Source organism: Aerococcus sp. HMSC10H05 (assembly GCF_001806975.1).
GTDB classification, from domain to species: Bacteria; Bacillota; Bacilli; order Lactobacillales; family Aerococcaceae; genus Aerococcus; species Aerococcus viridans_B.
Map to the genome: position 1 here is coordinate 25,803 of NZ_KV787009.1, position 15,171 is coordinate 40,973.

General features: G+C 38.6%; 12 protein-coding genes. All 12 read right to left on the reverse strand.

Translation table 11 applies throughout. The features are described 5' to 3' along the window. Positions 1 to 137: 137 nt before the first annotated feature. Complete coding sequence (gene trxB, locus HMPREF3116_RS08185; protein WP_070469105.1) at positions 138 to 1,106, reverse strand: thioredoxin-disulfide reductase; 969 nt, start codon at positions 1,104 to 1,106, stop codon at positions 138 to 140. A gap of 110 nt (positions 1,107 to 1,216) precedes the next feature. Then, positions 1,217 to 2,089 (reverse strand): UTP--glucose-1-phosphate uridylyltransferase GalU, encoded by an 873-nt coding sequence (galU, locus tag HMPREF3116_RS08190; protein WP_070469107.1) that lies wholly within the window; start codon positions 2,087 to 2,089, stop codon positions 1,217 to 1,219. A 58-nt stretch (positions 2,090 to 2,147) separates the two neighbouring features. Beyond that, positions 2,148 to 3,197, reverse strand: a complete 1,050-nt coding sequence (locus HMPREF3116_RS08195; protein ID WP_070469126.1) for an NAD(P)H-dependent glycerol-3-phosphate dehydrogenase — start codon at positions 3,195 to 3,197, stop codon at positions 2,148 to 2,150. 36 nt (positions 3,198 to 3,233) lie between these two features. After that, positions 3,234 to 4,076 carry a prolipoprotein diacylglyceryl transferase gene (gene lgt, locus HMPREF3116_RS08200; protein ID WP_070469109.1) on the reverse strand — a complete coding sequence of 281 codons (843 nt, stop codon included), beginning with the start codon at positions 4,074 to 4,076 and terminating at the stop codon, positions 3,234 to 3,236. A gap of 15 nt (positions 4,077 to 4,091) precedes the next feature. Then, the gene (gene hprK / locus HMPREF3116_RS08205; RefSeq protein ID WP_070469111.1) at positions 4,092 to 5,018 is read right to left on the reverse strand and encodes an HPr(Ser) kinase/phosphatase; all 927 of its coding nucleotides are present in this window, start codon (positions 5,016 to 5,018) and stop codon (positions 4,092 to 4,094) included. Positions 5,019 to 5,311: 293 nt separating this feature from the next. Next, a complete protein-coding gene (locus tag HMPREF3116_RS08210) occupies positions 5,312 to 5,665 on the reverse strand; it encodes a phage holin family protein (RefSeq protein ID WP_070469113.1) in 354 nt (117 codons plus the stop codon). 2 nt (positions 5,666 to 5,667) lie between these two features. Then, positions 5,668 to 6,000 carry a PspC domain-containing protein gene (locus HMPREF3116_RS08215; protein WP_070469115.1) on the reverse strand — a complete coding sequence of 111 codons (333 nt, stop codon included), beginning with the start codon at positions 5,998 to 6,000 and terminating at the stop codon, positions 5,668 to 5,670. 19 nt (positions 6,001 to 6,019) lie between these two features. After that, positions 6,020 to 6,208 (reverse strand): PspC domain-containing protein, encoded by a 189-nt coding sequence (locus HMPREF3116_RS08220; protein WP_070469116.1) that lies wholly within the window; start codon positions 6,206 to 6,208, stop codon positions 6,020 to 6,022. 14 nt (positions 6,209 to 6,222) lie between these two features. After that, positions 6,223 to 7,680: a DUF4097 family beta strand repeat-containing protein gene (locus tag HMPREF3116_RS08225; RefSeq protein ID WP_070469118.1), complete on the reverse strand. Its 1,458-nt coding sequence runs from the start codon at positions 7,678 to 7,680 to the stop codon at positions 6,223 to 6,225. 111 nt (positions 7,681 to 7,791) lie between these two features. Continuing rightward, entirely contained in the window at positions 7,792 to 10,965 is a 3,174-nt protein-coding gene (locus HMPREF3116_RS08230; RefSeq protein ID WP_070469120.1) for an AAA family ATPase, read from the reverse strand. Beyond that, positions 10,965 to 12,119 carry an exonuclease SbcCD subunit D gene (locus HMPREF3116_RS08235; protein ID WP_070469121.1) on the reverse strand — a complete coding sequence of 385 codons (1,155 nt, stop codon included), beginning with the start codon at positions 12,117 to 12,119 and terminating at the stop codon, positions 10,965 to 10,967. Before HMPREF3116_RS08235 ends, HMPREF3116_RS08230 begins: the two co-directional genes overlap by 1 nt. A 98-nt stretch (positions 12,120 to 12,217) precedes the next feature. Next, positions 12,218 to 15,037 (reverse strand): excinuclease ABC subunit UvrA, encoded by a 2,820-nt coding sequence (gene uvrA / locus HMPREF3116_RS08240; RefSeq protein ID WP_070469124.1) that lies wholly within the window; start codon positions 15,035 to 15,037, stop codon positions 12,218 to 12,220. Positions 15,038 to 15,171 lie beyond the last annotated feature (134 nt).

A 15,171-nucleotide genomic window follows, 5' to 3' on the forward strand; every position in this document is an offset into this window, starting at 1 on the left:
ACTTCCTAAATGTCTCCAATAACCTTTCATTATTGTTTGCCTTTTAGTCCAGTACGTCAATTCTAAACGACTTTTGTCTCACCTTCACTTTTCGTATCCTCACAAATATGTGTGAGCGATGTTATGAAACTTTGAAGTTAGCCATTTAGTGTTTCAATGTAATTGAAGGCTTCTTGACCAGCTATTGCACCATCACCAACAGCTGTTGAAATTTGGCGCAGTTTCTTTTGGCGAACGTCACCAATCGCAAAGATACCAGGAATTGTCGTTTGCATATCATCGTTGGTAATAACCCAACCCTCTTCATCTGTGATATTTAATTCAGCAAATGCTTCAGTATTTGGTATCAAGCCAACATAGATAAAGATACCGTCAGCCTCCACATCAGTGATTTCACCTGTTTTCACATTTTCAACTGCTAGCCCAGTGACTTTCATATCGTCACCTTTGATTTCTTTAACAACTGAATCCCATGTGAAATCTATTTTATCATTCGCCATCGCACGGTCTTGTAAGATTTTTTGCGCCCGTAATTCATCACGGCGGTGAACGATATTCACATTTCTACCAAATTGTGTCAGATAAGTACCCTCTTCAACTGCTGAGTCGCCCCCACCAATCACACGAAGGTCTTTATCGCGGAAGAAAGCACCATCACAAACAGCACAATATGAAACACCACGGCCTGCGTACTTATCTTCTCCAGGTACACCTAATTTACGGTGAACAGAACCTGTAGCAATAACCACAGCCTTAGCTTGATAAGTTTTCCCCATATCTGTTTCTAGTAAATGCGCGCCTTCATTTGGGGTAACTTTTGTCACTGTACCAAATTCATGGACGACACCAAATTGCATAGCGCCTTCATACATTTCGTTAGCCAAATCTGGCCCTTGAATATGCTTAAACCCAGGATAGTTTTCTACATCCGCTGTGTTAACTAATTCACCCCCAGGAACGCCTCGTTCTATTAATGCTACGGACAAATTGGCCCGTGATGCGTATAAGGCAGCTGTCATACCGGCTGGCCCTGCACCAACTACAACGACATCAAATTTTTGAATTTCTTCTGCCAAATTGTACACATCCTTTCTTTTATTTTTCATTGTGTGATTAAATTGCTTTTATTAACGTCGCTTACCATTCTAACATGTTTAAAGGGAAAAAGATTGCAACTAGCTCAAGCTAATGACAATCTTTTACATCAAGACATTTATTAAAGTTCATCTTCAATTGAAAGCAAGTAATCTTTCAAGCCATCTTTGATTTCCTCTTGTTCAAGACCATATTCAATACTTGTTTGCATATAGCCTAACTTATTTCCAACATCATAACGACGGCCAGTAAATTCATAAGCGAATACCCGTTGTGTTTTGTTTAAACGATCAATTGCATCTGTTAACTGGATTTCATTTCCAGCACCCTCGCCTTGTGTTTCTAACAAGTCAAAGATTTCCGGTGTTAATAAATAGCGTCCAATAATCGCCAAGTTTGATGGCGCATCTTCTGCTTTTGGTTTCTCAACGAATTGTTTTACATTGTAGATTTTTTCAGAGAATTGCGCTTCTGGATCAATGACCCCATATTTATCTGTATCTTCATGCGGCACCGGCATTACCGCAATATTCGATGCCTTCGTCACATCATACGCATCAATCAATTGCTTGGTTAACGGTACTTCATCTACCATTAAATCGTCTCCAAGCATTACCACAAACGGCTCATCACCCACAAAGGCTTTAGCTTGTAAAACAGCATCCCCTAAACCTTTTGGATAAGATTGACGTTTAAAGAATAAGTTTAATCCGACAGTTTCTCCAATGATTTCTAATAAATCATCACGACCTTTGTCTGCTAAATTTGATTCTAACTCGACGTTTGAATCAAAGTGGTCTTCAATAGGTCGTTTACTTTTTCCTGTAACAATTAGAATGTCTTCAATTCCAGAGGCTAATGCTTCCTCTACGATAAATTGAATCGTTGGTTTATTCACAATTGGTAACATCTCTTTGGCCATTGCCTTTGTTGCAGGTAAGAACCGTGTCCCTAACCCTGCTGCCGGAATAACTGCTTTTCTTACTTTCGCCATGAATGAATCCTCCATTTATTTACTTTAGTTTCTGACAACATTATAAATCAAATATACTTTAAAAAATATCCTTCAAATTATCTTCAAATTGAATTTCACCCTTACGCTCGCGCGCCATTAAGGCCTTAATCACATCTTGAATACTATTTTCACCTTGAATAACTTGATAAATTGCTTGCGTAATCGGCATCTCAACGCCAGCTTCTTTTGCAAGTTCATAGGCTGAAATAGCTGTAGCAAATCCTTCAACGACCATGCCCATCTGGTCTTCAACATCTTTAATAGCCTGACCTTGACCAACTTGTTTGCCAGCCCGCCAGTTTCTTGAATGGATACTGGTTGCAGTAACAATTAAATCACCTACTGCAGATAAGCCCATAAAAGTTAATGGATCAGCACCCATCGCCACACCTAAACGTGTAATTTCAGCCAAACCACGGGTTATTAAGGCCGCTTTAGCATTATCACCGTAACCAGCCCCCACTAAAGCACCAGCCCCTAAAGCAATGATATTCTTTAAGGAACCTGCTAATTCAACTCCGATAATATCTGGATTGGTGTAGACCCTGAAATAGTCATTCATAAATACCTCTTGAACTAAATGGCAAGCCTCATCATCTGCTGAAGCAGCGGTAATAGCTGTAATATCGTGTTTTACAACTTCTTCTGCATGGCTAGGTCCAGATAGAACCACTACTTTCGCTTGACCAATTGGTTGAAAGACTTCTATTAAAATTTCAGAGATTCGTAAATGGGTCTCCTGCTCCAATCCCTTAGTAGCATGCATAATGACTGGCAATTCTTGGATACCTATCTTTTGTAAAGTAGCCACTACCTGGCTTGCAACTTGTCGTATCGCCTTAGTAGGTACTACGAAGTTGATTAAATCCGCCTTGTCTAAGGCTTCGGTCATATCATTTGTTGGAATGATATTGTTTGGCAATGTCACATCAGGCAAATAACGGTCATTTCGCCTAGTGGTCTGCATTTCACGTGCCTGGTCTGGGTTATGTGTCCACAGTATCACATCATGCCCATTTTCAGCCAACACCATAGCGAGCGCTGTTCCCCATGAACCTGCGCCAAGTACGGCAATCTTTTTGGATATCAAGTTATCACTTCTCCAATCTATTGGTAAACCTTACTACTGCATTGCTTTATAAGCAGGTCCGTTATGCTCCGAATAATATGGATAATACTTATCATTTATCCGTCGAGCGACGAACATAAACAAAGCCCCTATAAACAGCACTGCTGCTAATACTTGGCTGATACGGAATGACCCTAGCCACAAGCTATCTGTCCGCAAGCCCTCAATAAAGAATCGGCCGAATGAGTACCAAATCAAATATAATAAGGTTGTATCGCCAATTCTAAGGGTTCTATTGCGTGAACGAATCAACAATAAGATTGCAACGCCAACCACATTCCAAATAGATTCATATAGGAAGGTTGGGTGATAATAAGCACCATCAATATGCATGCCATCAATGATAAATTGGGGTAAGTGCAAGGTATCTTTTAGGAAGGCTAAACTCACTTCTCCACCATGCGCTTCTTGGTTAACAAAATTGCCCCAACGACCAATAGCTTGCGCTAATAGTAGATAAGGCGCTACCGTATCCGTTACAAATAGTGGGGCCATTTTTTTCATTTTGGAATAGCAGTAAAGCGTAAGGCCTCCAGCAATCACGCCACCATAAATGGCAATCCCACCATTCCAAATTTGTAAAATTTCTCCCGGATTTTGTAAGTAGTAATCTAATTCGAATAAAACATAATATGCCCGTGCACCGATAAATCCAATCAAGATGGACCATACAGCTGCATCTAAAATAAATTCTTCATCCCAACCCTTACGGCGAAAATCTCTTGAAGCCAATGTAAGGGCTAGTAAAATAGCAGCCCCGATAAAAATCCCATACCAGCGGATTGGCCAGCCGAATATATCAAAAGCGACTGGGTCTATTGCAGCTATATTCATCATTTTGTTCTTTCTCTCCTAAACTTTGTTGTGATCAATGAGATTTGTCAAACGGTCATTAAACATCTTTGCAGCATCAAATCCCATTGACTTGGCTCTAAAGTTAATTGCTGCCACCTCGATGATGCTTGAAATATTCCGTCCAGTTTGTACGGGAAGGGTAATTTTAGGTATCGCCACCTCTAAAATTTGTTCACGCTCTTCTGCAGTACCTAAGCGGTCAAAATTGGCGCCCTTCTTCAATTCTTTCAAGTCAATAATTAAGTTTAATTGTTGTTCTTTACGGACTGCACCTGCCCCATAAAGCGTCATGACATCAATAATTCCAAGACCACGAACTTCCATCACATTGCGTAAAATTTCAGGTGCTTCACCCATAATTGTCGTATCATCACGTTGATAAAAATCTACCCGGTCATCAGCTACTAAACGGTGACCACTTTTTACAAGCTCTAAAGCGGTTTCTGATTTACCTACACCAGAATGCCCCGTAATCATAATACCCAGTCCATATATATCCACAAATACCCCATGTTTTGAGATTCGCTCTGCTAAGTGCGCATGCAACATTTCCGCTAAGTTACTAGATAGACGAGTTGTTGTTGTTGTTGAACTTAGTACTGGAATATGGTTTTCTTCAGCAGCTTGAATCACTTCATATTCCGGCTGTAATCCTCTAGAGAAAATAAAGAATGGGGTATCTTCTCTTGAGAGGCGGCGCATAATTAATAAACGCTCATCCGAAGTCATTCTAGACAAATATGTATGCTCTGCACGTCCAAACAATTGCACGCGCTCAGATGGATAGTAGTTAAAATAGCCAGTAATTTCCAAACCAGGTCTTGAAATATCACTCGTAATAATTTCGCGATCTAAAAAATCTTCGCCACAAATAACCTTAAAATCAAATTTGTCGACTAAATCTTTCACGGTTACCTTTGTCATATATGGTTTCCTTTCTTAACAAGTCACTTTGCACCTATTCTACCACACTAGCCCCATATGGACAGTTAGATAAACCAATAATTTGTGAAAAATAAAAATCCCCTAGCCCATCTGCTTTACAGACAAACTAGAGGATTCGGATTTAAAATTGATGCGGCTACGAGGCTCTTGCACCCTTAAAGTCAAATGCAAAATGTCAGACTCGTGCTGCTTCAGACATGGAGTGTGTGATGTATCATCAATATACCTATATCTTCCACCGTTACGAGTCTAAGTACACTGCTCATCTTTTATTATTTCCCGGCTTCAATAAATTTCTCAAAGAACCAGTGGTACATTGAAAATAGGAAAGCCGCAACAATAGCGTAGAAGAAGCTTGTGAATACAAAGGAAGTTGGGAAGAACAAGCCTACAATCACAAACATAAAGCCATTGACTACCAATCTAAACAAGCCAAAAGTTAAGATATTTAATGGCAAGGCCAATAAATTCACGATTGGACGAATAACTGAATTCACAATACTTAATACGATAGCTACTAAGATTGCTGACCAAAAGTCTGCCACATATACATTTGGGGCAAGTATCCATGAAATAGCCATCAAACCCAATGCATCAATAAGGGTTGCTAATAAAAAACGTCTCATTATTAAAAATCACGCCAACTTTCTTCCTCATCAGGATTATCTTTTGAATCTGTTGCATTCTCATATTCATTATAGCCATCCTGATCATTCGCATCAAATGATGTTGTTTCACGATAGGCATCTCGGTCGTTTCTATCAACGCGTGTATGTCCTTCATCTCTTGGTATAATAAGCGCTAATAGTAGATAAATTAATAATCCTGCGCCCCCAGAAAGTGTGATGAATACAAACAGTACACGGATAATTGTTGGGTCAATTTCAAAATACTCAGCAATCCCGGCACATACACCGTCCAGCTTCACATCAGTACGTGATTTTGTTAATTTCTTAGCCATATTATCCACTCCTTCTCCTTTAATCTTCCCTGTTTGGCAATACAAAAATTAAAATGATGTAGATTAACCAAACTGGAAACTGTGTCAAACTCAATAAAACTGCAATGATACGAACTAAATTACCAGATATACCAAAGTATTCTCCTATACCACCACATACCCCAAATACGTAACGATCTTTTTTTGACTTCATTAATTTCCCAGACATATCCAATCTCTCCCTTATGCTCTACTTAAATCTGCGTCATCCTTCACTCGAACGGTACCACGCATTGTTTTCAAATTCACTCGATAAGCCTTTTCTTCAGCAACATCATAGTAAAATGCTTTTTGTTTATTAAATTGGTCGTTTACTTGTGACTGACTCTTTATAAAATCTGAACGGAACATGATTTCACCTTGATTAGTATGGGCTAAACCATCTACAGCCGTTTCTTTAGGGATATTCAATTTGATATCACCATTTTTAGTCTCTACTTGAGCACGAACTAACGGTTTAGCTTCCATAGTGATGACAATATCACCATTTAAAGTTTCCATCAGCACATTTTCCACATGGCCCTTCAAACGTTGGCTACCATTTAAAGATTTGACAACTAAATCTAAAGCTTCCACATCAGTTAAAAGGAGTTGCCCATTTTTGGTATCAACTTCAATCATAGAAGCTGTAAAGTCATCAATATTAATCGCACCATCAACAGTTTGAATATAGATATCATTTGTATCCATATGCGCTATAGTTACTGGCCCAGCAATGGTTCTAGCTTTAATAAAGTCTAAACGGTCTTTTGGCACTTGTATTAAGATATCTGTTTTGATAAAACGAGAAATCATATTCAAGCTCAAAGCCCCTTCAACAAACTCAAGGTTTGCTCTTTTTTCAAAGGCAGATTGAGCGTTTTCTTCATCGAAGTCACCATATAATTTACCAACTACAGTCAATTTGGTGGTCGGCTCATCCCATGATACTAATTCAATTTGACCAGTAGCAATTTGTATATCAACCATCGATAATGGTTCTGAATATTCATAAGTTGCCTCAAAATCATGTGTAATTAATTTGGGTATTGGCACTGCCCCTCTACCTTTTTCAAATTTCACAGTTTTATTTACTTTATCTTGTACTTGATCGAATACTGAGCGTGTTTTTGTGAAGAAATCATGGACAATATTTTTGTAATCATAGTCACTTAAAGTTGTTTCTTCTTCAAATGATTCACTTTCTTCAGTAGTAGAACGCAGGTATTCATCATTTTTTTCTGGTCTTGGATTTTCCACATCGATTTGATGAATGTCTTCTTTTAATTGGTGGATTTGTTCTGTCAACTGATTAATTTCTTCAGTTAAACGGTCAATTTCAATATGCGTTACTTCCGATTTTTCTTTTGCATTGACGAGATTTTGTCGCTCAGCTAACTTGCCAGCTAAAGATGCTTCTAAATCTTTTTGAATGGCAACCTTTTGGGTACGTCCAGTAATATCATCTTGGTCTACTGTCTGGTTATTTTCCCAGTCTGCATAAAAATCATCTAAGATATCTTTTTCATCTTCAACTTGTGTTTGCGTGTTCGTATTTGTTTTTTCTTGTTTTGCTCTATTTTCTAATAAGATAATCGCTTCTTCATTGTTTAAAATGCCTTCTTTAACTAAGTTTAAAATACGTTCTTTATGATTAGACATTATGACAACCTCCTAGTTGTTTAGCTTTCCTTTGTTATCTATATTTTGTCAACTTAGGCGGTAAATGTCATAGGTCTATGGACCTAATTTCACGAATGTTTACTTTAAGTCCTACTGAACCCCTGTAAAAAAGGCCTTAGAACCATCGTTGCTAGTAGAAACTTGTAAATGTACAGGAATTTGTTGTTTTAATTCCGCTACATGCGAAATAATACCTACAATACGGCCACTAGCTTGTTGCAAGTCAGTTAAGGTTTCAATCGCTTGTTGTAAGGATTCCTGGTCTAAGGTACCAAAACCTTCATCAATAAAAAGGGTACCAATTTCAATTCCACCCGCATCGTTTTGAATTACATCAGAAAGACCAAGCGCTAAAGCTAACGATGCCTTAAAGCCTTCACCACCAGATAAAGACTGTACTGACCGTTCCCCACCTGCTTGATAATCAAATACTGCTAGATCAAGTCCTTTGGCACCTGCACCAGATTGTCCTTCAATTATTCGTCTAAATTCGTACCGCATTTGCGTCATGGCCATCAAACGTTCGTTAGCATAATGCAAGATTTCATCAAAATATAAACCTAAAATATAGCGTTCAAAAGAAATATAACCATAAGCTTTCTCTTTTCCATTCGCAACCTTATTCAATAGTGATAATTCACCAAAGTGACGCCCTTTTTCTTGATAAGCAGTAAAGCTATCTTTAAATAAGTAAAAGGCATGGTCTAATTGGGCTTTGATAGAAATTATTTGATCTTTAGTTGCTTTAATTTTCGCTAACTGGTCAAGTTCTTGGTCCATATCAGCTTGGTAAGCATCTGCCTCTTTATCCAAACCAGCTGCTTCAATTTGTTCCTGATTCGCTACTTTATTTTCCTTAAAGGCATAGACTTCCTTATCAAATTGCTGAATCCTGTTTTCAATTGCTGCCCAATTTTCTTGGCCTTCATGAATTTTTTGGATATCCTCTGGACGCTCATCACGACCTGCTAAAGCTAGCGCTAGCGATGCTTGATCAGCATGCAACTCGGTTTCGCCTTGCTGGATCTGGTCTTTATAGCCAGTAATTTGGGTAGCCAATTGTGTTGCTTCCTGTTGATACTTATCTAAACGTGCCTTCAATTCCTGGTCTTTTGCAGTAATTTCAGCTAATTGCGCACTTTTTGCTTGGTATTCGGCTGTGACAACTGCTTTAGATTCGCCCACTAGTTGGTCTCTTAATTGTGCAATTTCTACTCGTAGCTGTTCAACTGCTGTTTGATTTGCTTCACTCTGTCCTTTAAGCGTCGACATATCTATTTGCATTTGTGTTAAAGCATCCTTGGCCGCATTCAACTGGTCAGTCGACTCAAGTATTTGCCGGTCCAAGTCTTGCTTACTTTCTTTTAACTTATCCAAGTCAGTTTGAAGACTTTGAATATCTCCATCCTCTTTATCTAGCTGGTCTTGCCACATTTTAAGCTTATCATCGTTATTTGTAAGTTCTGCAGTTAACCCTTCAATCTCTTGGCTATCTAGCGTTTGATTAAAATTATCCTGAATTGCAGCCAATCGTTCCGCCTTCGACGAATAGGTTTGAAAAGCTACTTGTACGGCATCCATTGCGGCATCTACCATATCTTTTGTTATTTCATCATGTTGTCTTATCGCAGGCGCAGGATGATGAATACTTCCACAAACTAGACAAGCCTCTCCCTCAACTAATTGGCTCGCTAATTCGCCCGCAAGGTTTTGACTATAAGCGCGTTCTAACTTGTTTCGCTCATCCAACTGGTCTTGATATGCTTGCTTATCTGTTTCAACCTGAACTGAAAGTACTGAAATTTGCTGGTTTATATCTACCATTTCTTGGTAACGCTTGCTAACTAAGTTATATTGATAAATCTTATTATCCACTAAACTTTGCTTTTGGCTGATATCCCCTATTTGACTCAATTCTTTTTCTAGATTTTTAAGCGTATTTTCACCAACTTTAACAGCCTGGTCTTGTTCTTGAATCTGACGAATTAAGGTTGCCAGTTGATTAGCTAAATCTTGACCATAAGTAACCTTTTTGTTCAGGTTCTTCTCTTGTGTTAGATAGCTATCCCATTTGTTTTCTTGAATGGCTAAACTTTGCAAATCTTCCCGTAAGCTATCCACTTGCTGGATTTGTTCTTGCCAGTCAGCTTGTTCATGCTTTACAGATTCTAATTGTCCATTTACTTGTTGAAGAGATTGCGCTTTTTCACTTACTAATGCCTGTAATTTGACTTGTTTCTCCTTCAACTTTTGAATTTGCTGAATCAATTGATAGGCTGCTTGTGTTTCTTGATATTGCTTTAAGGCTTGGCGTTCACCTATAATTTTTGTTTCACGTTCTTTAATAGAAGCTTCTTGCTTAGCTAAATCCTCCTTTTTAGCTAGTAGTTGCATATAAGATTGTAGCCTTTGGATAGTCATATCAGCTGCAGTAATTTGTTGGCTTAAACCCGTATTTTCCTGGTCTAATTGACTCAATTTCATATTCGCCCATTCAGATAATGCTTCATAAGCTTCTCGGTCTACCCAGTTTTGGACTTGGTCTTTTTCAGTTGCACTCATTTCAGCTACCGAATTTTCACCTGTCCCCTCTTGGCTTACTTCTACTAGCTCTGTATCCGCAAAGTTTACGAATGACTGACTGTGTTGGTCTACTTGTTTTTTTAAGGTGCCAACTTCTTGATTGGCCTGCTTAAATCGTTCAGCAATCGCTTGTTGGAACTGGTCTAAGTAGTCTGTATGAAATATGGTTCGTAAAATAGCTTCTTTCTCGCCCGAGCTAGCTTCCAACAGTTTCTTAAACTCACCTTGCGGTAACATCACGATCTGTCTAAATTGGTCTGCAGATAAGCCAAGAATGTCGACTAATTTACTATCTACTTCTTGGGTTTTACTAAGGGTAAAGTCCTCACCCTCCAAGGTGACTTCCGCATTTTGTTCACGTATTAACCCCCGCTTAGTCGGTCGTTTTTGTTTAGGTATTCTTTTTACTGTATAAGTTTGCCCATGAATCATAAAGGTTAACTGGACATAAGCTACGCGCTCATCTTCTGCTAATTGTGACTTCAACTCATTAATATCACGGGAAGATCCAGAGGTTTTACCATATAAGGCATAAACAATCGCATCAAAGATGGTTGTTTTTCCTGCACCAGTGGCGCCTGAAATTAAGAATAAATTTTGGTCACCTAATTTTGTAAAGTCCAAGGTCGTTTTTTCTTTATAAGGTCCAAAAGCCTGTATTTCAAGTTGAATAGGTCTCACTATGCATGATCCTCCTCTAAATTAGACTGGAATATATCCCGAACGGTTTTAGCCTGAAATGCAGATAATTCTTGACCCGTATTATTTTGATAGAACTGGGCAAACTGATCCCAAACAGGCGTTGCTTGTACTTCTTGACGCTTTTCTTTCAAATTTTGCTGCTGCTTATTCTCTAAGGCTACATATTCCAAACTCATGGCATTTGGATATCGCTTCTTCAACCGATTCATGGCTTCATGTTGGGCATAACCATCTGTTAATTCAAAGAAAATATAATGATCAGACTGTCCTTGTAACAAGTCCTTAAATTGTCCACGAATTACTTGCATATCCTTGCTTGGTATTAAGGCATGTTTTTTAACTTCAATTGTGTCTTGCTCTTTATTCAAATCAATCTCTAAAAAGCCTTTATGGTGGTTGACTTCTGATTTAGAAAACTTCAAAGGTGAGCCTGAGTAACGTATTCTAGTACTCCCTACTTGCTGCGCACCATGTAGGTGTCCTAGTGCAACATAATCAAAGCCATCAAAAACACTATTGGGTACATATTCACTCGTACCAATTGATAATGGACGCTCTGAATCAGACTTTTCCAAATCATCCCCCGCATTTTCAACTGCACCTGCTGTGACATAGCCATGGTAGAGGATAATGTTCAATCGACTAGTATCCCAGTTCTCTTTAATACGTGCTACTTGAACCTTCGTAGCATCCTCAATACTACGGATCGTTTCTTCAGGGTAAAGACGTTTAATTGTCAAATGATCGCTAAAAGGTAGCATATATACATCTGCTTCATCCAGTGCCACTTTTTGAATTTCTGAACTAGCAACTCCTGTCATATATAAGTCTTGTCCAGATAATAAATCTGCTGCATATCCCACTCGTTCACCAGCATCATGATTTCCAGCAATCATACAGATGGGACATGCTAGTTGTTTTGACATTTTAGTCAGCAATGCATTAACCAACTGTACTGTTTCACTACTAGGCAAGGTTCGATCATATAAATCACCAGCCATCACCACTAAATCTGGTTTTAAGGCAGCGGTTTGTTTTAACCAATCATCTAATATTGCAGCTTGGTCCTCGATTAGTGAGTGATTGTTCACTATCTTCCCAATATGCCAATCTGCTGTATGTACAATTTTCAATTATCGTCCCACTTCCTTCTCTATTATAGAAAAAACACTATGAAGGTAGATGAATATGAATTAATCGTCAACATAGTGTTTAGTCTTTAGTATTTATGCTATTTTTTCAACAATGGTTTTAAGTATTTACCTGTATAAGAACCTTTCACTTTTGCAACCTCTTCAGGTGTACCAAAAGCCACAATCTGACCACCTTGTGCCCCACCTTCAGGGCCAATATCAACAATATAATCTGCTGTCTTAATCACATCTAAATTGTGTTCTATCACGACTATAGTGTTACCCGCATCAACCAATCGCTGTAAGACAGCGATTAAGCGTTTAATATCCTCTGTATGTAGACCTGTTGTCGGCTCATCTAAAACATATAAGGTATTGCCCGTCGCAACACGTTGAAGTTCACTTGCTAACTTCATCCGTTGTGCTTCCCCACCAGATAATGTTGGTGCAGGTTGGCCTAATGTAACATAACCAAGACCTACATCTACAATTGCTTGTAATTTACGACGAATTTTTGGCACTGCGGCAAAGAATTCTAAAGCTTCTTCAATACGCATGTCTAAAACTTCTGCAATATTTTTTCCTTTATATTTTACTTGTAAGGTTTCTGAATTATAACGAGTGCCATGACACACTTCACACGGCACATATACATCAGGTAGAAAATGCATTTCTACCTTTAAGATGCCATCCCCTTTACATGCTTCACAACGGCCACCTTTAACATTAAATGAGAAACGTCCTTTTCCATAACCACGTAGTTTAGCCTCATTGGTTTGTGCAAAAAGTTCACGAATATCATCAAACACAGACGTGTATGTTGCTGGGTTAGAACGTGGCGTACGACCGATTGGACTTTGGTCAATATCAATCACCTTATCTAATGATTCATAGCCAGATATTTCATCTACTTTCCCATGCGGCGTTTTCGTTCTATTTAGTTCACGTACCAGATATTTTTTCATTACTTCATTAATCAAAGAAGATTTGCCTGATCCAGAAACACCTGATATGACATTTAGACGACCAATAGGAATATCAACATCCACATTTTTTAAGTTGTTTTCAGCGGCCCCCTTAATATGAATAGCCCCTCTATCTTTCTTACGTCTTTTTTCTGGTAGGTCAATTTTTCGATCACCTTTTAAATATTGACCGGTGATGGAATCTTTATTATTCGCCACTTCATCCGGTGTACCAGCAGCAACGACTTCACCACCATACTCACCAGCACCTGGTCCCATATCGATTAAGTAATCTGCTTCTCGCATCGTTTCTTCGTCATGCTCAACCACAATTAATGTATTCCCTAAATCACGCATACGTTTTAAAGATTTTATTAACCGATCATTGTCACGTTGATGTAAACCAATTGATGGCTCATCTAAAACGTACATGACCCCTGAAAGATTTGACCCGATTTGTGTTGCTAAACGGATACGTTGTGCTTCACCACCAGATAAGGTTCCTGCAGAACGGTCTAGCGTTAGGTAATCCAATCCGACCTCTTCTAAGAAATTCAATCGTGAAGAAATTTCACGCATAATTGGTTGTGCAATCGCTGTATTTTGTTCAGATAAATCTAAATGATTAAAAAATTCAATTGTATCAATGATTGCCTTATGCGTAACTTCAGCGATATCTTGACCAGCAATTTTAACTGATAATGCTTGACGATTTAATCGTTTACCATGACATACTGGACACTCTAATTCGGTCATATACTGCCCCATAGCTTCTCGCATCGCCTTAGATTGACTAGACTGATGACGGCGACGTACGTTAGGGATAACCCCTTCAAATACTCGCATTTTATCTTGGACAGAACCAAATTCATTTTGGTAATGGAAATGAAACTCTTCTTCTCCCGAACCATATAAAATAAGGTCTTGTTGTTCTTGGCTTAAATCCTTAAACGGCACATCCATTGGCACACCAAAGGCTGTTGCCGCTTGTTCTAACATTGTTGGATAAAATGCAGAACTTTTTGAATCCCAAGGAACAACCGCGCCTTCTTTCAAACTTTTATTTTTATCTGGCACAATTAAATTAGGATCGGCTTCTATTTTTGACCCTAGGCCAGTACATTCCTCACAAGCACCATAAGGCGCATTAAAAGAGAATAGACGAGGTTCTAATTCGCCTACAGTAAATCCACAGTGTGGGCATGAATAATGCTCTGAGAAGAGGATCTCGTCCCCATCAATCAAATCACAGATTGCATAGCCATCAGCCAATCTAAGCGCCGCTTCTAAAGAATCAGCTAAACGCCCTTTAATACCTTCTTTAATCACTAAACGGTCGATCACAATATCAATTTGATGTTTTTTGTTCTTAGCTAATTCGGGTACATCATCAATATCATAGATTTCACCATCTATACGAACACGCACGTACCCTTGTTTACGAATCCCTTCAATAATTTTTTTATGTTGTCCTTTTTTACCGTAAACAACTGGTGATAAAATCTGCACCTTTGTTCGTTCTGGTAGACTTAAAATCCGGTCTAACATTTGATCTAGGGATTCACTCGTGATTTCGGTACCATCATTTGGACAGATTGGTTGGCCAACCCGAGCATATAATAAACGAAGATAATCGTTCACCTCAGTAATCGTTCCTACTGTTGAACGTGGATTTCTTGAGGTAGTCTTTTGGTCGATTGAGATAGCTGGACTTAACCCTTCAATAGCGTCTACATCTGGTTTCTCTGTATTACCCAAGAATTGACGTGCAAAAGCAGATAAGCTTTCTACATACCGCCTTTGCCCTTCTGCATATAAGGTATCGAAGGCTAAAGTACTTTTTCCAGATCCTGACAAACCAGTTACTACGACCATTTGATCGCGAGGAATATCAATATCTATATTTTTTAGATTATGGGAACGAGCGCCCCTTACTTTAATTAAATCTCTCAAACGTGCCACTCCTTATTGCTATACCTTAGCTGTTACTGCTTATATTAATCACTTATCTATTATGACACAATTCGCATTTACTGCGAATGATTTGTCTTGAATACTCCTCGTATAATAAGATTAGTCTTAAATGG

What these genes read in the sequence shown, in the direction of transcription:
- lgt (WP_070469109.1), bottom strand. Translation starts at nt 4,076, where the DNA reads ATGATGAATATAGCTGCAATAGACCCAGTCGCTTTTGATATATTCGGC.
- HMPREF3116_RS08215 (WP_070469115.1), bottom strand. Translation starts at nt 6,000, where the DNA reads ATGGCTAAGAAATTAACAAAATCACGTACTGATGTGAAGCTGGACGGT.
- HMPREF3116_RS08210 (WP_070469113.1), bottom strand. Translation starts at nt 5,665, where the DNA reads ATGAGACGTTTTTTATTAGCAACCCTTATTGATGCATTGGGTTTGATG.
- trxB (WP_070469105.1), bottom strand. Translation starts at nt 1,106, where the DNA reads ATGAAAAATAAAAGAAAGGATGTGTACAATTTGGCAGAAGAAATTCAA.
- hprK (WP_070469111.1), bottom strand. Translation starts at nt 5,018, where the DNA reads ATGACAAAGGTAACCGTGAAAGATTTAGTCGACAAATTTGATTTTAAG.
- HMPREF3116_RS08225 (WP_070469118.1), bottom strand. Translation starts at nt 7,680, where the DNA reads ATGTCTAATCATAAAGAACGTATTTTAAACTTAGTTAAAGAAGGCATT.
- galU (WP_070469107.1), bottom strand. Translation starts at nt 2,089, where the DNA reads ATGGCGAAAGTAAGAAAAGCAGTTATTCCGGCAGCAGGGTTAGGGACA.
- HMPREF3116_RS08220 (WP_070469116.1), bottom strand. Translation starts at nt 6,208, where the DNA reads ATGTCTGGGAAATTAATGAAGTCAAAAAAAGATCGTTACGTATTTGGG.